Source organism: Nonomuraea sp. NPDC049637 (assembly GCF_040675235.1).
In the GTDB taxonomy this organism is placed as follows: Bacteria; Actinomycetota; Actinomycetes; order Streptosporangiales; family Streptosporangiaceae; genus Nonomuraea.
Genome location: NZ_JBFAOM010000020.1, coordinates 104,134 through 130,931, shown reverse-complemented (window position 1 = coordinate 130,931; position 26,798 = coordinate 104,134). Strand labels below are relative to the sequence as shown.

General features: G+C 69.9%; 29 protein-coding genes, 1 tRNA gene and 1 riboswitch. Of the genes, 14 read left to right on the top strand and 16 right to left on the bottom strand.

From position 1 onward, the window contains the following. Positions 1 to 51 precede the first annotated feature (51 nt). Positions 52 to 489 carry a hypothetical protein gene (locus tag AB0J71_RS26780; RefSeq protein ID WP_352330470.1) on the bottom strand — a complete coding sequence of 146 codons (438 nt, stop codon included), beginning with the start codon at positions 487 to 489 and terminating at the stop codon, positions 52 to 54. A gap of 219 nt (positions 490 to 708) precedes the next feature. Here AB0J71_RS26780 and AB0J71_RS26775 point away from each other — a divergent pair, with 219 nt between their 5' ends. Both AB0J71_RS26775 and AB0J71_RS26770 read left to right on the top strand, forming a co-directional pair. Continuing rightward, positions 709 to 1,245: a peptidylprolyl isomerase gene (locus tag AB0J71_RS26775; protein WP_352330472.1), complete on the top strand. Its 537-nt coding sequence runs from the start codon at positions 709 to 711 to the stop codon at positions 1,243 to 1,245. 112 nt (positions 1,246 to 1,357) lie between these two features. Continuing rightward, entirely contained in the window at positions 1,358 to 2,221 is an 864-nt protein-coding gene (locus AB0J71_RS26770; RefSeq protein WP_352330474.1) for a rhomboid family intramembrane serine protease, read from the top strand. A 34-nt stretch (positions 2,222 to 2,255) separates the two neighbouring features. On the opposite strand, the gene AB0J71_RS26765 is transcribed toward AB0J71_RS26770, so the two are convergent. Continuing rightward, positions 2,256 to 2,501 (bottom strand): cell division protein CrgA, encoded by a 246-nt coding sequence (locus AB0J71_RS26765; RefSeq protein WP_125640971.1) that lies wholly within the window; start codon positions 2,499 to 2,501, stop codon positions 2,256 to 2,258. A gap of 144 nt (positions 2,502 to 2,645) precedes the next feature. Here AB0J71_RS26765 and AB0J71_RS26760 point away from each other — a divergent pair, with 144 nt between their 5' ends. The 3 genes from AB0J71_RS26760 to AB0J71_RS26750 are packed head-to-tail and all read left to right on the top strand — an operon-like array spanning position 2,646 to position 3,998. Beyond that, a complete protein-coding gene (locus tag AB0J71_RS26760; protein ID WP_352330476.1) occupies positions 2,646 to 3,269 on the top strand; it encodes a class E sortase in 624 nt (207 codons plus the stop codon). A gap of 1 nt (position 3,270) precedes the next feature. Beyond that, on the top strand, positions 3,271 to 3,429 hold the full coding sequence (locus AB0J71_RS26755) for a hypothetical protein (protein WP_352330478.1): 159 nt from the start codon (positions 3,271 to 3,273) through the stop codon (positions 3,427 to 3,429). Then, entirely contained in the window at positions 3,426 to 3,998 is a 573-nt protein-coding gene (locus tag AB0J71_RS26750) for a gamma-glutamyl-gamma-aminobutyrate hydrolase family protein (protein WP_352330479.1), read from the top strand. Before AB0J71_RS26755 ends, AB0J71_RS26750 begins: the two co-directional genes overlap by 4 nt. Positions 3,999 to 4,133: 135 nt before the next feature. Here the strand turns inward: AB0J71_RS26750 and pknB are convergent, their stop codons facing one another. From pknB to AB0J71_RS26715, 7 genes are all read right to left on the bottom strand, one after another. Beyond that, positions 4,134 to 5,975: a Stk1 family PASTA domain-containing Ser/Thr kinase gene (gene pknB, locus AB0J71_RS26745; RefSeq protein WP_352318296.1), complete on the bottom strand. Its 1,842-nt coding sequence runs from the start codon at positions 5,973 to 5,975 to the stop codon at positions 4,134 to 4,136. Positions 5,976 to 6,058: 83 nt separating this feature from the next. Then, a complete protein-coding gene (locus AB0J71_RS26740; RefSeq protein ID WP_364416557.1) occupies positions 6,059 to 7,429 on the bottom strand; it encodes a protein kinase in 1,371 nt (456 codons plus the stop codon). 21 nt (positions 7,430 to 7,450) lie between these two features. After that, positions 7,451 to 8,911, bottom strand: coding sequence for a penicillin-binding protein 2 (locus tag AB0J71_RS26735; RefSeq protein WP_352318294.1), 1,461 nt, complete (start codon positions 8,909 to 8,911; stop codon positions 7,451 to 7,453). Continuing rightward, positions 8,908 to 10,326: an FtsW/RodA/SpoVE family cell cycle protein gene (locus tag AB0J71_RS26730; RefSeq protein WP_352318292.1), complete on the bottom strand. Its 1,419-nt coding sequence runs from the start codon at positions 10,324 to 10,326 to the stop codon at positions 8,908 to 8,910. Before AB0J71_RS26730 ends, AB0J71_RS26735 begins: the two co-directional genes overlap by 4 nt. After that, entirely contained in the window at positions 10,327 to 11,625 is a 1,299-nt protein-coding gene (locus AB0J71_RS26725) for a Stp1/IreP family PP2C-type Ser/Thr phosphatase (RefSeq protein WP_352318290.1), read from the bottom strand. After that, the gene (locus AB0J71_RS26720) at positions 11,622 to 12,092 is read right to left on the bottom strand and encodes an FHA domain-containing protein (RefSeq protein WP_357693136.1); all 471 of its coding nucleotides are present in this window, start codon (positions 12,090 to 12,092) and stop codon (positions 11,622 to 11,624) included. Before AB0J71_RS26720 ends, AB0J71_RS26725 begins: the two co-directional genes overlap by 4 nt. 17 nt (positions 12,093 to 12,109) lie before the next feature. Continuing rightward, positions 12,110 to 12,850, bottom strand: a complete 741-nt coding sequence (locus AB0J71_RS26715) for a DUF3662 and FHA domain-containing protein (protein ID WP_125640997.1) — start codon at positions 12,848 to 12,850, stop codon at positions 12,110 to 12,112. A 198-nt stretch (positions 12,851 to 13,048) separates the two neighbouring features. On the opposite strand from AB0J71_RS26715, the gene AB0J71_RS26710 reads away from it, so the two are divergent. Both AB0J71_RS26710 and pdhA read left to right on the top strand, forming a co-directional pair. Then, positions 13,049 to 13,131 (top strand) — tRNA-Leu (locus AB0J71_RS26710). A 428-nt stretch (positions 13,132 to 13,559) separates the two neighbouring features. Next, positions 13,560 to 14,627: a pyruvate dehydrogenase (acetyl-transferring) E1 component subunit alpha gene (pdhA, locus tag AB0J71_RS26705; RefSeq protein ID WP_352318286.1), complete on the top strand. Its 1,068-nt coding sequence runs from the start codon at positions 13,560 to 13,562 to the stop codon at positions 14,625 to 14,627. On the opposite strand, the gene AB0J71_RS26700 is transcribed toward pdhA, so the two are convergent. Together AB0J71_RS26700 and AB0J71_RS26695 are read right to left on the bottom strand one after the other, a co-directional pair. Next, complete coding sequence (locus AB0J71_RS26700) at positions 14,597 to 15,643, bottom strand: hemolysin family protein (RefSeq protein WP_364416555.1); 1,047 nt, start codon at positions 15,641 to 15,643, stop codon at positions 14,597 to 14,599. The genes pdhA and AB0J71_RS26700 overlap by 31 nt on opposite strands. After that, positions 15,640 to 16,986: a hemolysin family protein gene (locus tag AB0J71_RS26695; protein ID WP_352318283.1), complete on the bottom strand. Its 1,347-nt coding sequence runs from the start codon at positions 16,984 to 16,986 to the stop codon at positions 15,640 to 15,642. The genes AB0J71_RS26700 and AB0J71_RS26695 overlap by 4 nt, the downstream gene beginning before the upstream one ends. 244 nt (positions 16,987 to 17,230) lie before the next feature. Here AB0J71_RS26695 and AB0J71_RS26690 point away from each other — a divergent pair, with 244 nt between their 5' ends. Then, the gene (locus AB0J71_RS26690) at positions 17,231 to 18,493 is read left to right on the top strand and encodes an LCP family protein (protein WP_352318281.1); all 1,263 of its coding nucleotides are present in this window, start codon (positions 17,231 to 17,233) and stop codon (positions 18,491 to 18,493) included. Positions 18,494 to 18,541: 48 nt separating this feature from the next. Here the strand turns inward: AB0J71_RS26690 and AB0J71_RS26685 are convergent, their stop codons facing one another. Next, positions 18,542 to 19,192 carry a GPP34 family phosphoprotein gene (locus tag AB0J71_RS26685; protein WP_364416553.1) on the bottom strand — a complete coding sequence of 217 codons (651 nt, stop codon included), beginning with the start codon at positions 19,190 to 19,192 and terminating at the stop codon, positions 18,542 to 18,544. 22 nt (positions 19,193 to 19,214) lie between these two features. On the opposite strand from AB0J71_RS26685, the gene AB0J71_RS26680 reads away from it, so the two are divergent. The 4 genes from AB0J71_RS26680 to AB0J71_RS26665 all read left to right on the top strand — a co-directional run bounded on the left by AB0J71_RS26680 (position 19,215) and on the right by AB0J71_RS26665 (position 22,579). Further along, entirely contained in the window at positions 19,215 to 19,820 is a 606-nt protein-coding gene (locus tag AB0J71_RS26680; RefSeq protein WP_364416551.1) for a TenA family protein, read from the top strand. A 37-nt stretch (positions 19,821 to 19,857) separates the two neighbouring features. Continuing rightward, positions 19,858 to 20,736, top strand: coding sequence for a DNA-formamidopyrimidine glycosylase family protein (locus AB0J71_RS26675; RefSeq protein ID WP_352318276.1), 879 nt, complete (start codon positions 19,858 to 19,860; stop codon positions 20,734 to 20,736). 26 nt (positions 20,737 to 20,762) lie between these two features. Beyond that, entirely contained in the window at positions 20,763 to 21,086 is a 324-nt protein-coding gene (locus AB0J71_RS26670) for a rhodanese-like domain-containing protein (RefSeq protein ID WP_364416548.1), read from the top strand. Positions 21,087 to 21,137: 51 nt separating this feature from the next. Next, a riboswitch (TPP riboswitch) is annotated at positions 21,138 to 21,251 on the top strand. After that, positions 21,242 to 22,579 carry a cytosine permease gene (locus tag AB0J71_RS26665; RefSeq protein ID WP_364416546.1) on the top strand — a complete coding sequence of 446 codons (1,338 nt, stop codon included), beginning with the start codon at positions 21,242 to 21,244 and terminating at the stop codon, positions 22,577 to 22,579. It overlaps the preceding riboswitch by 10 nt. On the opposite strand, the gene AB0J71_RS26660 is transcribed toward AB0J71_RS26665, so the two are convergent. Next, the gene (locus AB0J71_RS26660) at positions 22,565 to 23,137 is read right to left on the bottom strand and encodes a methylated-DNA--[protein]-cysteine S-methyltransferase (protein ID WP_357982973.1); all 573 of its coding nucleotides are present in this window, start codon (positions 23,135 to 23,137) and stop codon (positions 22,565 to 22,567) included. The genes AB0J71_RS26665 and AB0J71_RS26660 overlap by 15 nt on opposite strands. 95 nt (positions 23,138 to 23,232) lie before the next feature. Between AB0J71_RS26660 and AB0J71_RS26655 the strand changes: the two genes are divergently transcribed. After that, positions 23,233 to 25,101: a PAS domain-containing sensor histidine kinase gene (locus AB0J71_RS26655; RefSeq protein WP_352318268.1), complete on the top strand. Its 1,869-nt coding sequence runs from the start codon at positions 23,233 to 23,235 to the stop codon at positions 25,099 to 25,101. 151 nt (positions 25,102 to 25,252) lie between these two features. Continuing rightward, positions 25,253 to 25,678: an ATP-binding protein gene (locus AB0J71_RS26650; protein ID WP_352318266.1), complete on the top strand. Its 426-nt coding sequence runs from the start codon at positions 25,253 to 25,255 to the stop codon at positions 25,676 to 25,678. Here the strand turns inward: AB0J71_RS26650 and AB0J71_RS26645 are convergent. Genes AB0J71_RS26645 through AB0J71_RS26635 form a run of 3 tightly spaced genes read right to left on the bottom strand, consistent with a single transcriptional unit; the run spans position 25,675 to position 26,762 of the window. Further along, positions 25,675 to 26,331 carry a YidC/Oxa1 family membrane protein insertase gene (locus AB0J71_RS26645; protein WP_364416544.1) on the bottom strand — a complete coding sequence of 219 codons (657 nt, stop codon included), beginning with the start codon at positions 26,329 to 26,331 and terminating at the stop codon, positions 25,675 to 25,677. The genes AB0J71_RS26650 and AB0J71_RS26645 overlap by 4 nt on opposite strands. 60 nt (positions 26,332 to 26,391) lie before the next feature. Beyond that, complete coding sequence (locus AB0J71_RS26640) at positions 26,392 to 26,592, bottom strand: DUF6412 domain-containing protein (protein WP_352318263.1); 201 nt, start codon at positions 26,590 to 26,592, stop codon at positions 26,392 to 26,394. Further along, positions 26,589 to 26,762, bottom strand: a complete 174-nt coding sequence (locus AB0J71_RS26635) for a hypothetical protein (RefSeq protein WP_352318261.1) — start codon at positions 26,760 to 26,762, stop codon at positions 26,589 to 26,591. The genes AB0J71_RS26640 and AB0J71_RS26635 overlap by 4 nt, the downstream gene beginning before the upstream one ends. Between the last annotated feature and the right edge of the window lie 36 nt (positions 26,763 to 26,798).

The following is a 26,798-nucleotide window of genomic DNA, read 5'->3' as shown; positions in this document are numbered from 1 at the left end:
CGAAAGCGCGCCCCCGCTCTCACGAGAGCGGGGGCGCGCTTCCAGTCCGGATCAGGGCATGTTGTGCGATGCCTGGTCCGTCTTGTTCTGCACGTTGGACGCCATCCGGTCCGCCGAATGCGCGGTCCTGTCCGCCTTCTCACCGACCCAGCGTGATGCATCGGAGGCAGAGTCCTTCATGTGCTCGGTCCACTGCTGGGCGTTGCGGCGGTAGGCCATGTAGCCGATCGCGCCGACCGCAAGACCGGTCAGCAGCACCATCGTCGGCCACCGCCGTGACCGGGACGGTTTCGGATCGATTCTCCTGGCCGCCGCCGACAGCATCCTGCTGACCTTGGGGGCGACCTGATCCTCGAACCCGTGCGCCGCGGCGTCGAGCCTGGGCGCCGCCCAGTAACGGGCGTCTTCGATGCGCTGTGCGGTGGCCACCTTGGCCTGGTCCGCCATTGGCGCCATGCGATGGCCGGTCTTGACGGCCTGGGCCTTCATGCGGCCCATCCACGTGGCGGGTACCTCTATTACCACGCGGCGTCTCTTCAGTGTCAGGGACACGACAACCTCCCCTGTCGTTGGGGCCCCGCGCTTGACCTTCCCTGGACAAGGCGGCTCAATCATGGCGGTCCATGGGAGGATGGCTCAGGAGGCCGAACGGCCATATTCCGCAGAACATCACATACAACCCTGTACATAGAGGGGGGCAGCTGTCTCGTGGCTGAGAAGCTGATCGCAAAACTGAAGACCAATCGCGGCGATATCAAGGTCGAGCTTTTCCCGAACCAGGCGCCGAAGACCGTCCGCAACTTCGTGGAGCTCGCCGAGGGCACCCGCGAGTGGACGCATCCGGAGTCGGGCGAGAAGAGCACGGCCCGGCTGTACGACGGGACCGTCTTCCACCGGGTCATCTCCGGTTTCATGATCCAGGGCGGCGACCCGCTCGGCCAGGGCATCGGCGGCCCCGGCTACGAGTTCGACGACGAGATCCACCCCGACCTCTACTTCAACCGGCCCTACCTGCTGGCCATGGCCAACGCGGGCGTCCGGGGCGGCAGGGGCACCAACGGCTCGCAGTTCTTCATCACGGTCGTGCCCACGCCGCATCTCAACGGCAAGCACACGATCTTCGGTGAGGTCGTCGAGGGCCAGGACGTCGTCGACGCCATCGCCAAGACCGACACCGACCGGCGCGACCGTCCCGTCCAGGACGTCGTCCTGGAGTCGGTCACCATCGAGCGCGTACAGGGCTGAGCCCGTCCCTGACGGGGGCGGGCCACCCACGGGTCCCGCCCCCTTCGGGCAGGCATGTCACAGCCCTGATCGACGGCACACAGCTGGGTCCGGTACGTCATAGGCTCTGGACATGACCAGCCAGCCGCCCAGCCCGCCCTCGCAGCCCGAGCAGCCCGCCGAGGCGGTCCCCACGTGCTACCGGCATCCCGGCAGGGAGACCTGGGTCCGCTGCCAGCGCTGTGACCGGCCCATCTGCCCCGACTGCATGCGCGACGCCGCCGTGGGCTTCCAGTGCCCCGAATGCGTCGCCCAGGGCAACCAGGGCTTCCGCCAGGCCCGCTCCACCTTCGGCGGCCAGGTCGTCGGCACGCCGTACGTCACCTGGGCCATCCTGGCCCTCAACGTCCTCGTCTTCGGCGCCCAGTACCTCGTGCCCGCCGTCACCGGGGCGCTGCAGATGTGGCCGGCCGGAGTGGCGGTCTTCGGCGACTACTACCGGCTGGTCAGCGCCGCGTTCGTGCACGCCGGCGTCTTCCACATCCTGTTCAACTGCTGGGCGCTCTACGTCGTGGGGCCCTATCTGGAGCGCGCCTTCGGTCACGTGCGCTACACGGCCCTCTACCTCGTCAGCGCCGTCGGCGGCAGCGTGCTCAGCCTCTGGCTCGACCCGCTCGGCCAGCCGACCGTGGGCGCGTCCGGCGCCATCTTCGGCCTCTTCGGCGCCGTCTTCGTGGTGGGCCGAAAGCTCAACATGGACGTACGCGGCATCGCCATGCTCATCGTGATCAACCTGGTGATCACCTTCGTGTTCCCCGGCATCAGCTGGACCGGGCACGTCGGCGGCCTGATCACCGGCTCGGTGCTGGCGGGAGCGATGGCCTACGCCCCCAAGAACAACCGGACCCTGTGGCAGGTGCTGGCGATCGCGGGAGCGCTGGCCGTGCTAGCCGTGCTCGTGATGGCCCGGACCTCGGCGATCCTGAGCTCGATCTGACTTCCCCAGGCTGTGGAAAAGACTGTGGAAAGAACTAACGCCAGCGGGTGGAAAGAACCACACCGAAGATGATGAAGACAAACCCGATCAGCAGGTTCCAGTTCTGGAGGTCGCTGAAGAAGGGCGCCTGCGGGGCGACGTAGTAGATCGCGATCCACAGGATGCCGATGATCCAGGACACCACCATGGTGGGCGCCAGCCAGCGCGGGCTGACCTTGACCTGCTGGGACTTCTGCGGCGGGGTGTAAACCGCCTTCTTGCGAGCCTTGGACTTGGGCACTGGGTAACTCCTGCTGAGGGCCTGGGCTTCCGGATCGTCCACAGGCTCTTCGTTAAGCGTAGTTGAAGCGTGCCCCAGGATAGTCGCCACGCGCACGACATGGCGATCCCCCACGTCGGGAGATGTCATGAATACGCTGACGACATGCGGTCCATCTTCCGGGCCGTGGGGGAGCTGAGCATCACCGCCGGCCTGGTCCTCATGTTGTTCTGCGCCTACCTGCTCTGGGGCACCGGCGCCTACACCAAGAGCCAGCAGTTGCTGCTCCAGCGCGAGCTGGCCGCCGAGAAGGCGGAGCGCGACCGCGGCCGCATCGACAACATCGAGCTCGGCAAGGCCGTCGCCATGCTGAGCATCCCGAGGCTCGGCCGCGACTACCGGTACGCCATCGTCGAGGGCGTGGACGCCGAGCACCTGAAGAAGGGCCCGGGACACTACCCCGACAGCGCCATGCCCGGCCAGGTCGGCAACTTCGTGGTCTCGGGCCACCGGACCACGTACGCGGCCCCGTTCAAGGAGCTCGACGAGCTCGAACGCGGCGACGAGATCATCGTGGACGCCCGCGAGGCCCGCTACACCTACCGCGTCACGTCCCAGGACGTCGTGGAGCCCACGGAGGTGGAGGTGCTCGCCCCCGTCCCCGGCAAGCCCGACATCCGTCCCATCCGCGCCTACATCACCCTCTCCACCTGCCATCCCGAGTACTCCGCCGCCCAGCGTCTCATCGTGTACGGCGTGCTCAAGAAGACCGAGCTCAGAAAGGACTGACATGTACGGCTGGATCTGGCGCAGACTGCCCGGCGACACCCGTCGCAAGGTGCTGGTGGCCGCCGTGCTGGTCGCGGTCGTGGGGGTCGTACTCTGGTATGCCGTGTTTCCGCTCCTGGAGCCGGCGGTGACGCTCGACGAGGTGACCGTAAGAAGATGACCCGCGTGCTGGTCGTGGACAACCACGACAGCTTCGTCCACACGATCGTCCAGTACCTGCGCGTGCTGGGCGCCGACTGCGACGTGCGCCCCCGCGACGTCGTGGGCGTGCGCGACGGCGACGCCTTCGACGGCGTGCTCGTCAGCCCCGGGCCGGGCACCCCGGAGGCGGCCGGCGTGAGCGTGCCCCTGGTGCTGCGCGCGGCCGAGCGCGGCACGCCCCTGCTCGGCGTCTGTCTCGGCCACCAGGCCATCGCGGTCGCCTTCGGCGCCACCGTGGCCCGCGCGCCCGAGCTGGTCCACGGCCGCACCAGCGCGGTGCACCACGACGGCAAGGGGGTCTTCGAGGGCCTGCCGTCGCCGGTGCCGATGACCCGCTACCACTCGCTCGCCGTGCTGCCGGAGACCGTCCCCGAGGTCCTCGACGTGACCGCCCGCACCGACGACGGGGTCATCATGGGCCTGCGCCACCGCCGGGCGCCCATCGAGGGCATCCAGTTCCACCCGGAGTCGGTGCTGTCCGAGCACGGCCACCGGCTGCTCGGGAACTGGCTGCGCGGGATCGTGTAACGCCCGGCTCGCACAGAGCGACTACCAAAGGAACGCCCCCGCCGTTGCCCCCGAGCGGCGGGGGCGTTCTTTCGTGCTTGGGGAACGCCGAAGGGCCGCCCTTCCCGCGTGGGGAGGGCGGCCCTGGGTGCTCGGTCAGCCGTTGAGGCCGTCGTCGCCGATCGGGTTGTCCTCGGTCGGCTCGTCGGACGGGAAGTCCGTCTGGTCGTCGGTCGGTTCGTCGGTGGGCTGCTCGTTGGTGGGCGGCGGAGCCGTCTCGGGGCCGGTGGACACCACGATCGTGATCGTCGTGTTCGGCGGCAGCTTCTGGCCCGCGCCCGGGTTCTGCTGGATGACCGTGCCCTCGGCCTGGTTGTCGGCCTGCGGCGACACCTTCACCTTGAAACCGGCGCCCTTGAGCGCGGCGATGGCGTCCTTCTGGGTGTAGCCGGTCACGTCGGGCAGCTCGGTGAGCTCGAACGGCACGTAGAGGGTGACGCTGGCGTCCTTCTCGATCTCGGTGCCGGCCGCCGGCTTGGTCTCGAAGACCTTGCCCTGGGGCTTGGCGGACTGCTTGGTCTTGACCACGCCCTTCAGGCCGACGTCGTCGAGGGCCTTCATCGCGTCCTGGGTGCTCATGCCGATGAGCCCGTCGGGGACGGCGACCTTCTCCTTGCCCTTGGACACGACCAGCTTGACCGTGGCGCCCTTCTCGACCTTCTCGCCCTCCGCCGGCTCGGTGCGGATCACCGTGCCCTTGCCGAACTCGTCGCTGGCCTCCTGCACCACCTCGGGCTTCAGTCCCAGGGTGACGAGCGCCTTCTGCGCGGGATCCAGCTTCTGCGTGGCCAGGGCCGGGATGGTGACCGAGGCGTCGGTGGGCGTGGTCTTGGTGCCGAACACCAGGTAGCCGACCGTGACGAAGGCGCCGATGATCAGCAGCGGGATGATGATCCACAACGCTGTCTTGACCGCGTTGCCGCCGCCGCCGGAGGCCCTGCGCCGCCCCACACGGGTGCCGTCGCCGTCGCCGTACTCGTACGGCGGGACCGCGCCGGTGCGCTGCGTGGCCGGGCCCTGGGCCGCCTGGGTGGCGGTCATCATGCGGGTGCCCTGGTTGAAGTTCCCGGTCATCGCCATCGTCTGGGCGTCGACCGGCATGCCGGACATGGCTCGCTGGATGTCGGCCCGCATCTCACCGGCGTTCTGGTAGCGGTGGGCCGGGTCCTTGGCCATGGCCTTGAGCACGATCGCGTCGGCCCACGCCGGGATCTCGCGGTCGATCTGCGAGGGCGGGATCGGCTCTTCGCGGACGTGCTGGTAGGCGATCGCCACCGGGGAGTCGCCGGTGAACGGCGGCTGGCCGGTGAGCAGCTCGTACAGCACGCAGCCGGTGGAGTAGATGTCGCTGCGGGCGTCGACGCGCTCGCCGCGGGCCTGCTCGGGCGACAGGTACTGGGCGGTCCCTATCACCTGCGCCGTCTGGGTCATGGTGGCGGCCGAGTCGGCCATCGCGCGCGCGATGCCGAAGTCCATCACCTTGACGTCGCCGGCGCGCGTGATCATCACGTTGGCCGGCTTGATGTCACGGTGGACGATGCCGCCGCGGTGGCTGTAGTCGAGCGCGCGCAGGATGCCGTCGACCAGCTCGGCCGCCCGCTCGGGCAGCAGCCGGCGGTCCTGGCGCAGCAGGTCGCGCAGCGTCCGGCCGTCGACGTACTCCATCACGATGTAGGGCACCGGGGTGCCGTCGGTGACGTCTTCGCCGGTGTCGTAGACCGCGACGACGGCGGGGTGGTTCAGTGAGGCCGCCGACTGCGCCTCGCGGCGGAAGCGGGCCTGGAAGGTGTGATCGCGCGCCAGGTCGGAGCGGAGGGTCTTGATCGCGACTATGCGGTCCAGCCGGATGTCTCGGGCGCGATACACCTCGGCCATGCCGCCGCGCCCGACGACACCGTCGAGCTCGTAACGACCTCCGAGTAGCCGAGGCTGAGTCATTTCCTGCACTGTCCCTTACCGTTCATCTTGGGTACCGGCCTGCTCGGGGGGCCGCCGGTGTCCATCATCGACCCCGTAGCGCATCACGTCTCCTCCTTCGGCGGGTTTGTGCCACCCGGGTCCGGCGAAGCGGTTGGTGTCGGAGTTGTCGGTGTCCTGCTGGGCGTTGGGGTGGTGGGGGTGGGAGTCGGGGTACGGGTGGTCGGGGTTGGCTTCGGTGTCGGCTTCTTCGTGGGAGTAGCCGACTTGCTTACCGTAGCCGACCGCGAGGGTACCGGCCGCGTCGACTTCACCGGAAGCGCAGGGGGTCGGCGCGTGTGCTTCTTCACCCGCGTGGGCCTGAGCAGCTCGGGCGACTGCATCGGGGAGTGGCTGGGCTCGGCGATCTCCGGCAGGGGCGGCGGCGTCGTATCGCGGTTGGCGAACGTGATCGCGCTCAGCCCCACCGCGGCCACGCAGCCGGCCGTCGCGACCAGCGCCAGCGTCCGCGCGCCGCGGCGGCCGCGGGCCGGCGGATCGGGCGGGCTCTGGACCGTCGTGGCCGGGGCGAGGCTCTCGGTCGCCCGCTGGTCCTCCGTGGCCGGCTCGCGCACCCGGAAACCCGCCGGATCGGTGTACATGCTCAGGTCGGCGCCCTGCTCGACGCCCTCGACCAGCGACTGACGCAGCACGTACGCCCGGTCGGCCGCCTCCAGCGCCGAGGCCGGACGCATCCCCGGCTCCTTGGACAGCAGCGTCATGACCAGGTCGCGCACCGGGACGGGCACGTCCGCGCCGAGCGGCGGCGGCTGCTCGTTGAGGTGCAGCAGCGCGATCGCCACCTGGCTGTCGGCCCGGAACGGCGTGTGGCCGGCCAGGCACTCGTAGGCCACCACGCCCAGCGAGTACAGGTCGGTCGCGGGCGTGAGCGGGAAGCCCTGGGCCTGCTCGGGGCTGACGTACTGGGCCGTGCCGAGGACGGTGCCGGTCTGCGTGACGGGCGCCGCCTCCAGGGCGCGGGCGATGCCGAAGTCGGTCACCTTGATCGTGCCCTCGCGGGTGACCAGCAGGTTGCCGGGCTTGACGTCCCTGTGGATGATCCCGGAGGAGTGGGCCGCGTGCAGCGCCTTGGCGGTCTGGTGCACCACGTCGAGGGCCACCTCGGGCCCGAGCGCGCCGTTGCGCCCCAGGATCGCCGACAGCGGCTCGCCGTGCACCAGCTCCATCACGAGATAGGCCAGGTCGCTCTGCTCGCCGTAGTCGAAGATCTGGGCCACCCCGGGATCGGCCAGGGCGGCGGTGAGCCGCGCCTCGTTGCGGAAGCGCTCGCGGAACGTGGGGTCGGCGTGCATGTGACTGCGCAGGATCTTGACCGCGACCTCGCGGCCCAGGAGCTCGTCACGGGCGCGCCACACCTCTCCCATACCGCCCGTGGCGATGCGGGAGAGCAGGAGGTAGCGGTTACGGAGCCGCATGACCCAGCACGTTACCGTCACTCACTTGTTCAGCACCGCCTCCAGCACAGCCTTTGCGATCGGGGCGGCGGTGTGACCGCCCGTGGCCTCCGCGCCGACGTTGGCCGCGCCCGACTCGACGATGACCGCCAGCGCCACCTTCGGGTCCTCGGCGGGCGCGAAGGAGATGAACCAGGCGTGCGGCGGCGCGCCGTCGGCGGTCTCCGCGGTGCCGGTCTTGCCACCCACCTGGACGCCCGGCACCTGCGCGAGGTTGGCCGTGCCGTTCTTGACCACGCTGACCATCATGTCGCGCAGCTTGGCCGCCGTCTCGGAACTGACCGCCTCGGTCAGCTCCTCGGGCTTGGCCTCCTCCATGACGTCGTTCTTGGAGTCGGTGATCTTGTTCACCAGGTACGGCTTCATCACCTTGCCGTCGTTGGCGATGCCGGCCGCGATCATGGCCATCTGCAGGGGCGTCATCCGGTTGTCGCGCTGACCGATCGAGGCCATCGCGAGCGCGGCGTCGTCGTACTTGCTGCCGAAGTCGCTCTGGGCCACCGACATCGGCACGCCGATCTGCTTGCCCATGCCGAACTTCTCGGTCTGCTCGTTGAGCTTGTCGTAGCCCAGCTGCATGCCGATCTTGGCGAACGGCGTGTTGCAGGACTTCTCCAGCGCGTACACGAGCGGTACCTGGCCGGCGCCGCAGGCCGCGCCGCCGTAGTTGGGCAGGCTGATGTTCGTGTTGGGCAGCGGCAGCCGCTGCGGCGCGTCCACCGTGGTGTCGCCGCCGCGCGAGGAGTCGTCCTCCAGGTACGCCGCCGCCGTCACCACCTTGAACGTCGACCCCGGCGGGTACGTCTGGGCGATGGCCCGGTTGAGCAGCGGCTGGCTCTTGTCCTTGTCCAGCTGGTTGTACCGGGTGAACACCGTGCCCTTGTCGGTGCCCGACAGCTCGGCCGGGTCGAAGGTGGGCAGCGACACCATCGCCAGGATCCCGCCCGTCCGCGGGTCGAGCGCCACCAGCGCGCCGCGCTTGCCGCTGGCGCGCAGCGCGTCGTAGGCCGCCTTCTGCGCCTTGGGGTTGATCGTGAGGTCGACGTTCGCGCCCCTGGTCGGCTCGCCCGTGAACAGGTCGATGCTGCGCCGCAGCAGCAGGTCGGCGCTGGAGCCGTCGAGCAGCTTGTTCTCGGCCCCCTCGATCGCGCTCGCGCTCTCGGGCGAGAAGTAGCCCGTGACGTGCGCGTAGAGCTTCCCGTCGGTGTACTTCCTGACGAACCTGAAGTTCTTGCTGTCGGTCTCCACCGACTGGGCGATCACCTTGCCGCCGGCGGTGATGCGGCCGCGCTCGACGGCGTAGCGCTCGTAGTAGTTGCGGCGGTTGCTCGGGTTGGAGCGGTAGTCGTCGGCCCGGACCGCCTGGAGGATGTTCACGTTGATCATCAGGAGCGCGAACATGACCAGGCAGGCCACGGCCGCACGCTTCAGAGTGCTGTTCATCGCTGGAACACCTGGGTGAGTCCTTCGTTCTGGATCGCCTGGGGCGGGGGCCGTCGCGCCGCGTCTGACATGCGTATCAGCAGCGCGATAAGGATCCAGTTAGCCAGCAGCGCCGAGCCGCCCTGCGACATGAACGGGGTGACCAGGCCGGTCAGCGGGATGAGGTTCGTCACGCCGCCGACGATGATGAACACCTGCCAGGCCAGGATGAACGACAGGCCGCCGGCCAGCAGCTTCGAGAACGGGTCGCGGGCCACGAGCGAGGTGCGCAGGCCGCGCTCGACCAGCAGCGCGTAGAGCATGAGCAGCGCCATCAGGCCGGTCAGCCCGAGCTCCTCGCCGGTCGCGGCGAAGATGAAGTCGGAGAAGCTCAGCGGGATCAGATCGGGGTGGCCCTGGCCGAGCCCGGTGCCGAGGATGCCGCCCGCGCCGAACCCGAACAGCCCCTGCATGATCTGGTAGCTCTTGCTGCACATCGGGTCGCCCGGCGGGTCCTCCAGGCAGATGGGGGCGGTGCCGAAGTTGACCGGGTCGCTCGGGTCGAGCCAGGCGTCGAAACGCGCGCCGACGTGGTCGAAGACCTGCCCGGCGAGGAAGGCGCCGCCGACGAACAGCAGGATGCCGATGAGCACCCACGAGGTGCGCTGGGTGGCGATGTAGAGCATCGCGATGAACGTGCCGAACAGCAGCAGCGAGGTGCCGAGGTCCTTCTCGAAGACCAGCACCAGCAGGCTGAGGCCCCAGGTGACCAGGACCGGGCCGAGGTCGCGGGCGCGCGGCAGGTCGATGAAGAGCAGCCGCCGCCCGGCCAGCGCCAGCACGTCGCGCTTGGCCACCAGGTAACCGGCGAAGAAGACCACCAGCGCCAGCTTGGCGAACTCGCCCGGCTGGATGGAGAAGCCGCCGACGCGGATCCAGATCTTGGCGCCCTGGACCTCGCTGAGCGAGCCGGGCAGCAGCGCCGGGATCGCCAGCAGCACCAGGCCCACCGCGCCCGCCGTGTACGTGAGGCGTTGCAGCATACGGTGGTCGCGCAGCACGATCAGCGTGATCGAGAACATCACGACGCCGACGCCGGTCCACATGATCTGGTTGGCCGCGGAGGCGCCCTTCATGTCGGCCGACTCCAGCCGGTAGATCATCACCAGCCCGAGGCCGTTGATCAGGGTCACCAGCGGCAGGATCAGCGGATCGGCCCATGGCGCGAACTTGGCCAGCACCAGGTAGGCCGCCAGCATCAGGCCGCCGAGGCCCAGGCCGTAGGCCAGCATGCCGGCCGGCACCTTGCCGTCGACGGCCAGGCCGACGTTGGCGTAGGCGCCCATGATGATCAGCACCGCCATGGCGAGCAGGACCAGCTGGGCCACCCGCCGTTTGGCCGGCATCGGGACGGGGGTCGCGAGCATTTCTGCCATTTATTGCGATTTCGTCTTGGTGGCGGAGGGAGTCGGGGACGTGGCCGTGGTGGAGCTCGTGTCGCCTGTGTCGCCCTTGTCGTCCTGGGAGAACTTCAATCCGTTTATCTTCGTCACGCCTTCGTTGACGTCGGTGACGGGTATGCCGCTCTTGATCAGGGCCTGATCCGCCGGGGACAGCTTGGAGAGCGGACGGCCGGTGCGCTTCTCCACGTGGAAGAACTCGATCGGCCCCACCTCCTGCTTGATCCCCTGGAAGATGACCACTTCGTCGCCCCTGGCACCGACGAAGAACTGGTCCTGGGTCCACTGCCATCCGAGGTAACCGCCGGCGCCCAAGGCGACGGCGCCCACCCCGAGCACGGTGACCAGCACGGGCCACACACGACGGCGCCGCCCCGACCGCCGGGTCGCCTGCGCGACCGGCTCGTCGAAGTCGTCACCGTCGGTGATCGCCGGCTGGGGTGCGGTCACCGCGCTCAATCGCCCCGGCTGGGTCTCCGGGGCGCCTCCTCGTAGCCTGGTCATCCCCGCGGCGCCGACGACCGCCGCCTCCACGGGGACTTCCTGGCCGTCGCTGATCTCCAGCACGTCGGCGAGCACGCACGTGATGTTGTCGGGCCCACCGCCCCGGTTCGCCAGATCGATGAGCTGGCGGACCACCTCTTCGGGGTCGTCGATGTTGGTCAGCGTGGCGTGCAGCGTCTCGGCGCTCACCACGCCCGACAGGCCGTCGGAACAGAGCAGGTAGCGGTCGCCCACCTGCGCCTCGCGCAGGGTGAGGTCGGGATCGACCTCGCCGCTGCCGTCGAGCGCGCGCAGCAGGATCGATCGTTGGGGGTGCGTGGCCGCCTCTTCGGGCGTGATGCGCCCGTCGTCGACGAGCTGCTGCACCAGGGTGTGGTCATGGGTGATCTGGTAGAGCTCGCCGCGTCTCAGGAGGTAGGCGCGCGAGTCGCCCACGTGCACCAGGGCTACCTGGGTGCCGTTCCAGAGCATGGCGGTGAGCGTCGTGCCCATGCCTTTGAGGCTGGGATCCCGCCCGACCATCTCGTGCAGCCGGCGATTGGCGTCGCGCACCGCTGCCTCGATGGCGTTGAGCAGGTCACCCCCCTGTTGGGCCTCTTCCAGAGAGGCCATGGCGGCGATGGCGACAGAGCTCGCCACCTCGCCGTGTGCGTGCCCGCCCATGCCGTCGGCGACGGCCAGCAGGCGGCCGCTAGCGTACGCCGAGTCCTCGTTCCCTTCGCGGAGGAGGCCGACGTCCGAGCGGGCGGCGTAGCGGAGTGCGATGGTCATTTGCGCAATTCAATGACTGTCTTGCCGACGCGGATCGGAACACCGAGCGGCACCGGGGTCGGACGGGTGACTTTCGAGCGGTCGAGATACGTGCCGTTGGTCGAACCGAGATCTTCCACGATCCATTGACCGTCCTGAGGGAAGAGCCGGGCATGCCGGCTGGATGCGTAGTCGTCGCTGACTACCAGCGTGGCGTCGTTCGCCCGGCCAATGGTGATGGGCGTCTCCGTGAGGTTAATGGTGGTGCCCTGCAATGGGCCACCGGTAACGATGAGCTGGCGTGGCTCGCCCTTCTTGCTCTTGGGCTTGGCCACCGGTTTGGCGGGCTTCACGGCTTTGCGCGGGCCCGCGGGAGCCGTGCGTGAACCGAACAAGTCAGTCCGGATCACGCCGACTGCGGCAATGACGAAAAACCACAGCACCGCCAGGAAGGCGAGCCGGATCAGCAGCAGCGTGAGCTCGGACATGGACCGTCTGTCTACCCCTAATCGCGCCGGAACACCAGAGTCGTGCGTCCCAGCGTCACTCGCGTGCCGTTCTGGAGCTCGATTCTGCGTACCGGCTGGCCGTTGACGAAGGTACCGTTCGTCGAACCGAGATCGACGAGGGCCACGAGCTGCCCCTCGACGCGCAGCTCCGCATGGTGCCGCGACACTCCCGGATCGACAAGACGAAGATCGCAGTCGGTGCCCCTGCCCAGCAAGGTCACCGGCGTGGTGAGCTCGTAGGAGCGGTCGCCCTGCGGGTCGTCCTGGGTGGAGACGAGCAGCCTGGGCCGCCCGTTGAAGGCCCCGGGCCTGGACGGGGGCAGGTCGCTCGCCGGCTGGCGGATCTCGTCCTGCTCGACCGTCGCGCCGCGGATGACGCCGGACCGGATGCGGAACAGGCCCACAGCCAGGTCTCCGGCGGTCTCGAAGCGCACCCGGACCGGTCCCACGAAGGAGTAGCCCTGTTCCTTGGCGTACTCCCTGGCGAGGTTGGCCAGCTCGTGGCTGATGCTGTCGGCGTAGACCTCAAGCCGTTCGCTGTCGGTCGTGGACAGCTCCACCACGAAGTCGTTGGGCACGAGCGTCCGGCCCTGTGCGACGATCGCCGCCCGCTCGTCCATCTCCCGTTGAACCGCGCTGGCGACCTCGACCGGCTGAAGGTCAGATTTGAACGCCCGCGCAAAGGCCCCCTCAACCAAGCCTTCGAGCCTTCGCTCGAAGCGCTGAAGGACTCCCACCGGGTACCTCCCTTCTTCCCTGCATATGATCGCGGCCCCAGACGCTTCCGGCGCCCGGTTTCCGCTCGTCCCACGTGGCGGCGTCGTGACGCTCGTTGCCAGTCGCGCCCAGCTCCTCCGCTTCCGTGTCTTCTGCGATCGTATCCGGGTTCAGTACCAGTGGCTGTTCCGTGCTACTGTTTCTCCGCACCCACAAACGGGCGGGTGGCGGAACGGCAGACGCGCACGGTTCAGGTCCGTGTGTCCGAAAGGACGTGAGGGTTCAAATCCCTCCTCGCCCACTCGGTGACTAGGGGATCCTTGGTCGCCGGCCTTACAGGTCGGCTTCCTCGGGTCCCCTCGTCATATCTGCCCGGGGGATAACCCCCGGACCCCCAGGGGGACAAGCGTTCGGGGGATTCTCCCCCGGACCCCCGTCCATGAGGGTTGCTCGTCTCCTGGGCCTGGCCCCTGGTTTTTGGGCTTGGCCCCTGGTTTCTGGGTCTGGCCCACGGTTTCGTACCGGGTCTTGCTGCGCAAGGGTCCTGGGATTTCTTTCTTGTGACGTGGCTCTTGGACTTTAGGTCAGGCGGCTTGCAGGGAACTTTCCGGTGGCTTGCGTGATTTAGGTCACATTGGTGTGGTGGGCGAGTTCGGGTGATCCTGAGGGCTACGGCAAACTGTGGCCGCTGGGTTTCTGTTCAGGGGGTTGCCGCACATGGATGACTCGATGGTTCAGCTGCTCACGCCCTCAGGTGAGCGCGTGGAGCATCCGGAATATCCGCTGGTCGTCTCGGATGACGAGATCCGGGACCTCTATCGGGATCTCGTGACCGTCCGGCAGATCGACTCCGAGGCGGTCGCGCTCGCGCGGCAGGGGGAGCTGGGGCTGTGGACGTCCCTGCTCGGGCAGGAGGCCGCCCAGGTCGGCTCCGGGCGCGCGGTCGGCGATCTGGACGCCGTCTTCCCCTCCTACCGGGAGCACGGGGTCGCCTACTGCCGCGGGATGGACCCCCTCGACGTGGTCGCCATGTGGCGCGGCGTCAACCACGGCGGCTGGGACCCGTCCCGGCACAACTTCTTCCTGTACACGATCGTCATCGGGACGCAGGCGCTGCACGCCACCGGTTACGCGATGGGCATGCAGCGCGACGGCGTCATCGGCACCGACAAGGCCGGGGCGACCATCGTCTACTTCGGCGACGGCGCCACCTCCCAGGGCGACGTGAACGAGGCGTTCGTCTTCGCCGGCGCCTGTCACGCGCCGATCGTGTTCTTCTGCCAGAACAACCAGTGGGCGATCTCCGAGCCCCAGGAACGCCAGTCGCGGATCCCGCTGTACCGCCGGGCCGAGGGCTTCGGGTTCCCCGGCGTCCGGGTCGACGGGAACGACGTGCTGGCCTGTCTCGCGGTCACGCGCAAGGCGCTGGCCGACGCCCGGTCGGGGCAGGGGCCCACGCTCGTCGAGGCGTTCACGTACCGGATGGGGGCGCACACCACCTCCGACGACCCCACCCGCTACCGGGCCAAGGACGACGTCGAGGCGTGGCGGCGGCGCGACCCCATCGAGCGGGTCAGGGCGTACCTGACCGCGGCCGGCACCGGCGACGACTTCTTCCGCGCGGTCGAGGCCGACGCCGCCAAGGTCGGGGCCGAGCTGCGCAGGCGGCTCCTCGAACTGCCCGACCCCGCCCCTTCGGCGATCTTCGAACACGTCTACGCCGAGCCGCACCCGCTCGTCGAGGCCGAGCGGGCGCAGCACGCCGCCTACCTCGACGGGTTCGCCGCCGGGGAGTAGGCGCGCGAGGCGGCCTTGGTGTCCAGGAGCTCGCCCAGGAGGTCCGTGAGGCTCACCATGCCGATGACCGCGCCGCCCTGGCCGGTGACCAGCGCCAGGTGCGCGCGGGCCTCCTGAAGGGCCGTCACGGCCTCGGGGACCTGCGTGACGCACGCCAGCCTCGGCAGCGGCCTGGCGAGCTCACCGGCCGTACGCGTGGGCTGCAGGAGGGCGTCACGGGCGTGCAGGACGCCCTCGATGCCGGCCGGGCCGCCCACCAGCAGCCGCAGGTGGCCGCTGCCCGCCGCCCTGGCCCTGATCTGGGCCGACCCGGCGGCCGGCGGCACCTTCACGGCCCGGTCGATCGGCACCATCAGCCGCTCGATGCCCTCGGCCTGCAGCCGCAGCGCGCGGGTGAGCAGGTCGTGCTCCTCCCGGTCGAGCAGGCCCATCCGGCCCGACTCGCCCACCAGCATGGCGAGCTGCCGGGGCGTCCTGGTGGTGGCCAGCTCGTCGCGCGGCTGGACGCCGAACAGGCGCAGGATGAGGTTGGTCAGCGCGTTCAGCGACGACAGCAGCGGGCGCATGAGCTGGGTGAACCCGCGGAACGGCAGCGTCAGAACCAGCGCCGCCCGCTCGGGGTGCGTCAGCGCCCACGACTTGGGGGCCATCTCGCCCACCACCATGTGCAGGAACGTCACCAGCGTCAGCGCGATCGTCAGCGCGATCGGCATGCGCAGCGACTCCGGCACGCCGACGGCGGCGAAGACCGGCTCCAGGAAGTGCTCGATGGCCGGCTCGGTGACCTGGCCGAGGCCCAGCGTGCACAGCGTGATGCCGAGCTGCGCGCCGGCCAGCATGAGCGAGAGCTGACGCCCGCCGCCCACGGCCGACTTGGCCGCGACCCGGACCAGGCGGTTGCCGCCCGAGGCCATCTCCTCCAGACGGTGCCGCCTGGAGGAGACGAACGCGAACTCGGCGGCCACGAACAGCGCGTTGAAGAACAGCAGCGCGAGGCTGACCAGGATCATCGTCATCGGGACGCCTCCGCGTGCTGCACGGGCGCGAGCCGCACCCATTCGGGCACCCGGCGGTTGAGCGACATGACGGTCAGCTCGGCCAGGTGCTCGGCCGCGTCGTCGGCGAACGGGTCGGCGTCCCCCTCGATCGGGACGGTCACCACGTCGCCGGGGTCGGGCATCCGGCCCAGTCGGGCCAGCACCAGGCCGGCGAGGGTGTCGTAGTCGTCGCTCTCCGGCAGCGCGACGCCGGTCGCGCGCTCGACCTCGTCCAGCCTGAGCCAGCCGGGCACCTCCCAGACGCCGCCGGGCCGCTCCACGGCGCCCGCGGGCTCGGGGTCGTTCTCGTCGACGAGCTCGCCGACCAGCTCCTCGGCCAGGTCCTCGACGGTGAGCACACCGGCCAGGCCGCCGTACTCGTCGATGACGCAGACGATGTCGTCGTTGGCCGCCCGCATCCGGTCGAGGACGGCCGGCAGCGGCAGCGAGTCGGGCACCAGCAGCGCGGGGCGGGTGATGCTGGCGACCAGGCCCTCGTCCAGGCCGGACTCCAGCAGCTCGCGCACGCCCGTCACGCCCACCACGTCGCCGTCGTCGCCGACGACGGGGTAGCGGGAGTGGCCGCGTTCGCGCATGACCTCCAGCAGCTCGGAGATGGGCTGGGAGTCGCGCAGCGCCACCACGCGGGGGCGCGGCACCATGATCTCCTCGGCGCTGTGGTCGCCGAACTCCAGGGCGCGCTCCAGCAGCTCCGACAACCTCGGGGGCAGCTCGCCCGCCTGGGTCGACTCCTCGATGATCCGGGAGAGCTCCTCGGGGGTGGCCCCGTGCTCGACCTCCTCGACCGGCTCGATGCCGACGCGGCGGAGCAGCCCGGTGGCGGCCGAGTCGAACAGCTTGACCACCGGCCCCACGACCGCCAGGTAGACCAGCGTGGAGCCGGCCAGGAACTTGGCCACCGGCTCGGGCCTGGCGATGCCGAGGTTCTTCGGCGCCAGCTCGCCGAGCACCATCTGGACCACGGTCGCCACGAACACGCCGGCGGCCACGGACAGCCCCGTGATCGCCGCGTCGGGCAGGCCCGTGCCGTCGAGCCAGGGCCGTACCAGGACGGAGATGGCCGGCTCGGCCAGGAAGCCGACGAGCAGGGCCGTGACGGTGATGCCGAGCTGGGCGCCCGAGAGCATGAACGAGAGCCGGGAGGTCACCTGCAGTGCCTTTTCGGCCTGGGTGTCACCGGCCGCGGCCTGCTCGCGCAGGAGGCCCCGGTCGGCGGCGACGAAGGCGAACTCCTGGGCGACGAAGTACCCGGTGGCGGCGGTGAGCAGGAAAAGGGCCAGCAGGCCGAGATAGGCGCTCACCTGAGTGAGCCCTCAGAGAAACCCGTGCCGAGGCACGGGCCAAGACTCCACGAGTCCGGAGCGGACACGATCATCCCTTCGATAGAGGTCGTCCATAACGCTAACGACGCAGTCCGCGTCTATGTTTCCGCAGTGACTCTCCGCCAGTTGTGTGTACTTGTCCGTGGAAGAAACTTGGTGAGATGTCTTCACTGCCAGGGGGTTGGACGTAGCGTCTATGGCATACCGAAGGGAAGAAGGCGAAGTGTCTGAGGACGACCGTACGCGGGCCATGCGCTCGCCGGGCGACGGCCGCCCGCTGCCGCCGAGGCCCGGCGACGGGCCGCGCTCCGGCGGCGCACCCGCCCACCGGGTCCCGCCGGGCGTGCCGAACGCGGCCACGTCCAAGCTGCCCGCCTACTCCGAGGACCAGCAGTCGCCGCCGCCTCCGCCGCCTTCCCGGTCGGGCAAGGTCTACGGACGCGAGCGCGCCGGGAGCAGCCCGGTCAAACCGCTCAGGGCGGCGGGCGAGCCCGCGCCGAAGGAGCCGCGCGGGCCCAGGGGGCCGCGGGTGCGCGGCCGGACCGTCCTGAAGATCGTCGCGGGCCTGGTCGCGCTGCTCCTGGTGGCGGCCGTGGGCCTGTTCTTCTGGATCGACTCCCGGCTGGCCGGCATCGACGGGGTGCTCGACGACTACGAGGGCCGGCCCGCCGACACACCCGGCACCAACTGGCTGCTGGTCGGCTCCGACAGCCGCAAGGGCCTGACCGCGGCCGAGCGCAAGAAGCTGGCCACCGGGCGCGCGGTCGGGCAGCGCACCGACTCGATGATGCTGCTGCACATCTCCGACAACGGCGACAAGCCCACCCTGGTCAGCCTTCCGCGCGACTCGGCGGTGACCATTCCGGGGCGCGGGCGCGACAAGCTCAACGCGGCGTACGCGTCCGGCGGGCCGAAGCTGCTGGTCCGCACGGTCGAGACGGTCACCGGCGTGCACGTCGACAACTACATGGAGATCGGCTTCGCCGGCTTCGTGGACATCGTGGACGCCATCGGCGGCGTCGAGATCAACGTCCGGGCCGACGTCGACGACCCCAAGGCCGGGCTCAAGCTCAAGAAGGGCAAGCAGGTGCTCAACGGCGCCCAGGCCCTCGGCTACGTACGCACCCGCAAGGGCGGCGCGCTGCCGGACTTCGAGCGCACCAAGCGGCAGCGGCAGTTCCTCGGCGCGGTGGTGAAGAAGGCCGCCAGCCCGGGCGTACTGATCAACCCGTTCACCTCGATCCCGCTGGCCATGAGCGCCACGGACGCGGTCGAGGTCGACTCCAGCACGGGCGCGTTCGACATGCTCTCGCTGGGGCTGGCGATGGGCGACAGCCCGGTCACGACGGTGGTGCCGTTCGGCGGGAACGAGATCGTCGCCGGCGGCGGTGCGGCGGTCAAGTGGGACCGGCTCAAGGCGCTGGCCCTCTTCGACGCGCTGAAGGCCGACAAGCCGGTGCCGAAGGAGATCGTCGACGCCGGTTGACCCGCTTCCCGCGTAGGCGCGAGCCTCGCGGGAGCAGCCGGGCCCGGCTCAGGTCGTGGTGGCGGCGACGACCGCGGCGGTGGAGGCGGTGGCGGCGATGGCCGCGGTGATGGCGGTGATCGTCTTGGCGACCGCCTGGCCGGCCCACTCGCCCTCGGCGATCTCCTTGACGCGCTTGCGGTCGGCGCCCGGGAAGGCTTTGCGGTCGAGCTTCGCCGCGTGCATGATCGCGATGAGCGTGGCGGTGCGCTCGTCGGGGTCGGCGCCCGCGAGGACGGCCGTGACGCGTTCGCGCACGTCGGCCTCCACCTGAGGGTCCGCCTCCGGCCACCGCGTGGTCGGGAAGACGCCCAGGACCCGGCCGCGCTCCTCGGCCAGCACGCCCGCCTCGGCGAGCCTGGTGAGCAGGCGCCTGCGCAGCTTGTCCGACTGCAGCCGCTGCACCCACCACGCGGGCTTCCTGGTCTTGCCGTCCTCGGCCATGCGGGCGAGGGCGGCGTCGAGCTCGGCGTCCCCCAGCGGGGTGGGGTCCGTCACCGTCACCTTGTCGTCGGCCAGTTCGACGCGGCCCGCGGCGGCCAGCTCGGCGAGGATCGCGCCGCCGAGCGCGGGGTCGAGCTGCACGCCCCCGATGAGCTGCTTGCCTTCTGCCTCGTCGTGGGCGAGGAGGAGGAGTTCTTCAGCGATCGTCACGGTCATGTCCCGACACTAACCTCCCAGCATGAGCATTTCGGAAAGACTTCACGCGATCGGCCGGCCCTTGCTCCAGGCGCAGCTCGACCATCCCACGGTGGCCGGCATCGGGCGCGGCGACCTGGCCGAGCCGGTCTTCCGGTCCTGGCTGGAGCAGGACTACCTGTACCTGCTCGACTACGTGCGGGTGTTCTCCAGGCTGGCCTGGCAGGCGCCGGACGGGCATCTGGGCGACCTGGTGGATCTGGCGTACTCGACGTACCACGACGAACTGCGTCTGCATCGGTCGTTGTCGGCGGAGTTCGGGGCCGATCTGGACAATGCGGTGAAGGGGCCGGCGTGTGCGGCGTACACGGCGTTCCTGCTGAAGGCGGCGGGGTCGTACGGGGAGGGGCTGGCGGCGCTTTATCCGTGTATGTGGGGATATTCGAGTCTTGGGAAGATCCTCGCCGAGAACCCGCCCGCCGAGCCGCGCTACCGGGCCTGGGTGGACACCTACGCCGACCCGGCGTTCGCGGCGCTGACCGTACGGATCGGGCAGATGATCGACGAGGCCGACCCCGACCCCGTACGGGCGGAGGCGCTGTTTGCCGAGGGCATGGCACACGAGCTCGCCTTCTGGGACGTGCCGTAGTCGCGTGCCGGTCCGGTACGCGCCATACCCTGGGGGCATGCCGGAACTTCCCGAGGTGGAGTCGCTCACCAACTTCCTGCGCGAGCGGGCGGTCGGCCGCTCGATCGCCGGCGTAGACGTCGTCGGCTTCCAGGCGCTCAAGACGTTCGACCCGCCGGTCACCGCGCTCGGCGGGCTCACCGTCACGGGCGTGTCGAGGCACGGCAAGTTCATCGACCTCGACTGCGACGGCCTGCACCTGATCATCCATCTGGCCCGCGCCGGCTGGCTGCGCTGGCGCGACGACCTGACCGGCGCGCGGCCGGTGCGGCCGGGCAAGGGGCCGCTGGCCGTCCGCGTACGGCTGGCGCCCGACGACGACGGCCTGGCCCCCGGGTTCGAGCTGACCGAGGCCGGCACGCAGAAACGGCTGGCCGTCTACGTCACCGACAAACCGGAGGACGTGCCCGGCGTCGCCGCCCTGGGCCCCGACCCGCTCGACGACGCCTTCACCGTCGAGGCGCTCAAGCGCATCGTCGGCGGCAACCGCACCCAGATCAAGGGGCTGCTGCGCGACCAGAAGGTGATCGCGGGCATCGGCAACGCCTACTCCGACGAGGTGCTGCACGCGGCGAGGATGTCACCGTTCAAGATCGCCGCGACGCTGACCGACGCGCAGATCGCCGACCTGCACGAGGCCATCGTGACGACGTTGCGCGACGCCGTCGAACGGGCGCACGGGCTGGCCGCCAAAGACCTCAAGGCGGAGAAGAAGTCCGGGCTGCGCGTGCACAACCGGGCCGGCCAGCCGTGCGACGTGTGCGGCGACACCATCCGCGAGGTGTCCTTCGCCGACTCCGCGCTCCAGTACTGCCCGACCTGCCAGACGGGCGGCAAGCCGCTGGCCGACCGGCGGATGTCGCGCCTGCTCAAGTAGGGTCCCAGGCGCGGGATGATGGAGGCATGACCGTTCCAGAGATCGACGTCACCGCCGTTCCCGACAACGCCTACCTGCTCGACGTCCGCGAGCAGGACGAATGGCTCGCCGGCCACGCCCCCGAGGCCGTGCACATCCCGATGTCGCAGATCCAGGGCCGGGTCGAGGAGGTGCCCGCCGACCGCACGGTCTACGTGGTGTGCCGGGTCGGCGGCCGGTCGATGCAGGTCACGGCGTGGCTCAACCAGCTCGGGCGCGACGCCGTCAACGTGGGCGGCGGCATGCAGTCGTGGGAGTTCGCGCGCCGTCCGATGGTCAGCGAGACCGGGCAGGATCCTTTCGTGGCCTGAATGCCCCACTGTGGCGGTTCCGCCGCCATTGAGGCATGATGAGGGCGCCAACTGCATAGTCGCGGGAGCTCGGGGTGCCGGGCTGAGAGGGCAGCAACACAGCCGCTGCCGACCGCCTGAACCTGTCCGGGTAATGCCGGCGTAGGGAGTGTGCGATGACGCATGTCGTCGACGAAGTTCCGCTGACCCTTGACGGCGCGCCCCCCAAGACCCTCGGCGTCCTCGACCAGGGCGCGCTCTGGGCCAACCTCGGTGTCAGCCTCCTCGGCTTCTCCGGCGCGCTCGTCCTGATCGACCCTCTGGGCAACGCGCCGCTCAGCCTGGTGGCCGCGCTCACGGCCGCCGTGGTCGGCAGCCTCATCGGCACGGCCATGGTCGGCCTGTCGGCCATCCCCGGCACGCAGACCGGGCGGCCGGCGATGGTGCTGCTGCGCGGGCTGTTCGGGGCGAAGATGTCGTACGTCCCGTCCGTGCTGAACATCGTGCAGATGCTCGGCTGGGGGGCCTTCGAGCTCTGGGTGATCGCCAAGGCCGCGAACGCGATCTTCGGGAGCGTCCCGTACCAGGTGTGGGTGGTGGTGGCGGGGGTGCTGACCACCGCGCTCGCCGTCTGGCCGCTCGGATCGATCAGGCTGCTGCGCCGGTACGTGACCGCCGGCGTGATCGTGTCGCTGATCTGGTTCACCGTGTCGTTCCTGGGCGAGGCGCCGACGTACGCGGGCGGGTCGTGGACGGCCTTCGCCCCGGCCGTCGACTACGTCATCGCCCTGTCGGTGTCGTGGGTGCCGATGGCCGCCGACTTCGCCAGGCACTCGCGTTCCAGCAGGGCCGCCTTCACCGGGGTCGTCGGCGGCTACACCGTCGCCCAGGTGGCCTGCCTGGCCCTCGGCGTGTACGCGGTGGCCATCGCGGGCGCCCAGGCGGTCGCGGCCGACGGCATGGTCGTCTTCCAGCCGTTCGTCGCGGCGCCGCTGGGCGCGCTGTTCTTCGGCATCCTGGTGCTGCGCGAGACCGACCAGTCCTTCGCCAACGTCTACTCCACCACCGTCTCGCTGCAGAACCTGATGCCGAAGGTCGACCGCCGGATCGTCTCCACCGCGATCGGCGTGCTCACCACCGCGATCGCCCTGGTCGTGGACGTCACCTCCTACGGCGCGTTCCTCGGGGTGATCGGCGCGGTGTTCGTGCCGATGTTCGCGGTGCTGGCCGTCGACTACTTCGTGCTCGGCGGCGCCGCCCGCTGGAACACCGCCGAGGACGCGCCCTCGCGCTGGCTGATGCTGCTGCCGTGGGCGCTGGGCTTCGCCGCCTACTGGTTCACCACCTCGACGCCCACGGTCGCGGGCTGGGACGGCTTCTGGGCGTCGGCCCGCGACGCCGTCGGCTTCACGCGGGAGCCGTGGATGAACGGCGCGCTCGGCGGCGCGCTGGTCGCGGCCGTGGTGACGCTGGTCATCGGCGTGCTCGGCCGGCGTCGCTCAGCGGCCCGCTGAGGCCCGGCGTTCGACGTTGAGCAGGTGCTGCTTGGCGGCCACGCCTCCGGCGTAGTCGCCGAGCTCGCCGTCCTCACGGACCACCCGATGACAGGGCACGATCACGCACACGGGGTTGGCGCCGACCGCGTTGCCCACCGCGCGCAGGGCGCGCGGCCGCCCGATGCTCGCGCCGATCTCCTCGTACGTCGTGGTCGTGCCGTAGGGCACGGCCATGGTCTTCTGCAGCACGGTACGGGCGAACGGCGTGGCCAGCGCGAGGTCGACCGGCGTGGCGAAGGTGCGCAGCCGGCCGGAGAAGTACGCGTCGAGCTCCCGGCGCACCGGGTCGAGGCGGCGGGCGTCGGGCCCGATGAACGTGCCGACCTCCTTGGCCACCCGCTCGAACACGGTGTTCTCGGCCTCGAAACTGCAGGCCGCGATGCCCTTGCCGGTCACCGCGAGCACCAGCCTGCCCACCGCGCCGTCGTAGGTGCCGAACGCGATGTCCGGGGGCCCTTCGCCCTTGTAGGTGCTGGAGGTCACTCTCAGCAGGGCATCGAGGTCGCTGCTCGACATGCCGCTCACCCGTTTCAGCCACCGGAATCTTCGTGAGCGCAGCGTATCGGACGGATCGCCCGTCAGACCCACCACGCCACGTGCACTATGGAGGTGTGGGATACGCATGGGTCGGGAGTGACGAGGAGATCGCTCGCGCCGTGCTCGCCGGGTCCCCCAACGCCGTGGTGGCGCTCGACCGCGACCAGAGCGTGCTGGTCTGGAACGCGGCGGCCGAGCACCTGTTCGGCTGGACGGCGGCCGAGATACTGGGTCGCCGGGCGCCGATCGTCCCCGACGAGCTGGCCGCCGAGCACAACGCGGTGCTGGAGCGCGTACGCACCGGGGGGCAGGTGTCGCTGCGCACCAAGCGCGTCCACAAGGACGGCAGGCCGCTCGATCTGCGCGTGGACATCAACGCCCTGCGCATGGGCAACTCCGTGGTCGGCTACGTGCTGGCCCACCATCCCGCGCGGGCCGACGAGGTCGCCGGGCTGCGCATGGAACGCCGGGCGAGGCTGGTGCGCCGGCTCACCGACGTGGTCGGCGACATCAACTCGGAGCTGGAGCTGCCGGCCGTGCTCGACCGCATCTCGGCCAGCCTCACCGAGCTCACGGGCGCGGACGCGGGCGGGTTCGTGCTGATCGAGGGGGAGCGGCTGCGGCTGGTCAGCACGTACCGGCTGCCGGAGACGCTCAGGGGCACCACCACCGGCCTGCGGACGAGCCTGGTGGACAAACTCTTACGCACGGGCAAGACCGTCATGCTGGAGTCCCAGGGGCTCGGCGACCTGGTGTGGGCCAGCCTCGACGGGCTGCACACGATCGCGCTCGGCCTGGCCGCGGTCGGTGGCCGCCCCTACGGCGCCCTCTACGCGCTGTTCGCCGGGCCCGCCCCCGGCCACCTGGAGCTGGAGCTGCTCGAACTGCTGGCCGGGCACGCCGGCATCGCGGTCGGCAACGCGGTGGCCTACCAGGAGGCGGTGCGGCAGCGGGCGCACGAGCGGGCCGTGTTCGACGCCAGCGCCGACGGCATCGCCGTGCTGGACGGCGCCGGCCGGGTCGTGCGCTGGAACCCCGCCGCGGCCGAGCTGACCGCCTTCCCCGCCGACGCGGTGATCGGCGGCCCGCCGCCGTTCCCGCTGCCCAGCCCCGGCGAGAAGCTCACCTTCCAGATGGAGAACGGCCGCTGGCTGGACGTGGTGAGCGCGCGGATCGAGGAGACCGGCGAGATCGTCATCGACTTCCGCGACGTCACCCAGGCCAAGGAACTGGAGGAGGCCAAGGACCTCTTCCTGGCCACGACCAGCCACGAGCTGCGCACGCCGATCACGATCGTGCGCGGGTTCGCCGGCACGCTCGACGCGCGCTGGGACAAGATGAGCGACGCGGAACGCCGGTCGGCCGTGCACACGATCGCCGAGCGGGCCGGATCGCTGGGCCAGCTCATGGACCACCTGCTGCTGGGGGCCAGGGCGGGCGCGGACGAGCTGGCCGTCCGCATCGAGGCGTTCGATCTCGCGGCCCGCATCCACGCGGCCACGCTCGGCCTCCCCGTGTTGTCCGACCGCCACCGCGTCGAAGTGCGCATCCCGGACGACTTGCCACCGGTGCTGGGGGACGCCCTGGCAACCGACATCGTTTTGGGGCAATTGCTGGAGAACGCGTTTAAATATTCCCCAATGGGTGGATTGATCTGTGTTGAAGCTTGGCCCGAAGACGACGGCGTGGTCGTAGTGGTGGATGACGAGGGGGTCGGAATCGCACCGCCTGACCGCGAACGGATCTTTGAGCGCTTCGTCCAGGTGGACAGCGGGGACCGGAGGCGCTTTGGTGGAGTGGGGCTCGGCCTCTACATCGTCCGCAGTCTGGCCAGGGCACAGGGGGGAGAAGTGAGTGCTCAACCGAGGCCCGGAGGGGGTACGAGGATGCGGTTGATCCTGAGGCGCGCTTCCCCTATCCGATCCGACACACCGATGCGGTAACGAGGTGGTCACAGTTGAGCTGATCTATCGTCCAATGTGTACAAGCTGTGATCGAGATGCGGTTTCTGCGATTGGCTAACGGGGCATTTCGGTCGTACCGGGGAGTGTTCCCGCGGGGGGCACAGGGAACGGGGAGGTGGGTGTGTCAAGCGTGGTGCTGCTGCCGTACGCGCCGTCCAGCGTCGCCGTCGCCCGCCAGCGTCTGAGCACTGACCTGCAGGACTGTGGGGTCTACACCGCCGCGATCGACGATGCGGTGCTGGTGGTGAGCGAGTTGCTGAGCAACGCGCTGCGGCACGCGCATCCGCTGCCTTCAGGCATGGTGAGGGTCGCCTGGATGCGTAGCGACGATCACATAGAGGTGGCGGTCAGCGACGGGGGTGCGGCGACAGAGCCGCGGGCGGGCCGCCCGACCCTGTCTTCGCTCGGGGGCCGGGGGCTGGGGATCGTCGAATACGTGGCTGAGAGCTGGGGGGTTCGTCACGACGGTGACACGACGACGGTGTGGGCCATTCTGCCCGCACCCCACGGGGCGGCGGTGAACGGGCAGGTCGCGGCCCTGAAGGAGGCCGGTTAGGCGGTCCTGGCCGCCAGTACGGCCCGTTCGGTGACGGCCCACGCCGTGGAGACCAGCAGGTACAGGCCGGCCGCCAGGGGGAGCACGAGCACGGCCAGCGCGGAGCCGTACGGCATCAGCGGCATGACCTTGCGCAGCAAGTCCGGCTGCTCCTCCGACACCTTGATCGAGCGTGCCGACAGCCATGCCAGCAGCACGAGCCCCGCGATCACGACGACAAAGACCGAAACCGGCCAACTGATCAGACCGAAATTGGCCACCACACCCGCGAGCTGCTGTCCCAGCGGTGCCCCGAACAGAGTGTGACCGGCCAGTGCCGTCGGATGCGTGGCCACCCTGAACATCAGCCACAGGAACGGCAATTGCGCCAGCATCGGCAAGATCCCCGCGAACGGTGACGTGCCCTCCCGGGCGTACAGAGCGGTCAGTTCCTTGGACAACCGCTCCGGATCGCGCCCGTGGCGCTCGCGCAGCTCCTGCAGCTTGGGCGCGAGCCGCTGCCGGACCTGGCCGGCCCGCGCCTGCCGGACGTTGAGCGGCAGCAGAAGCAGGCGTACGGCGAGCGTGAACAGCACGATGGCGAGGGCGGCATGGCCCCCGGACACGCCGATGACGAACGTGACAAGTGAATCGATCATGAGCCCTTCAGACATGACGACGGATCAGGGCTCACACATGACGATGAGCCCCGCTTTGACGGAAGCGGGGCTCGCCTAAGGCGCTCGTGGACGCGGGCGTCCAGCCGCGTCGGGATCGCGCAGCCGCTGGAAGGCCGTGCGGCGCGCGTAGGTCAGCGGGAAGCCGGGAGACTCACCGCCGAGGACGGGCGGCAATGTGGCCGCCCACGTGGCCAGCAGGAGGATCGCCATCATGGTGATCCCCACCAGCCACGGATCGAACAGAAGCGAGGTCACTGCGACGAACGGGACTTACCGACGACGGTGACCGCGATGAAGACCACCAGGGCGACGACCCCGACGATCAGGACCAGCTTGAACAGACCTGCCAGCAGGGGCAGGAGGAAGTTGAACAGCACGAAGAGACCGAGAAGGGTCCCTAAAACGAGCATCACGACTCTACTCATGAGGCCACCGTACGTCCTCCGAGCATGATCCGCGAG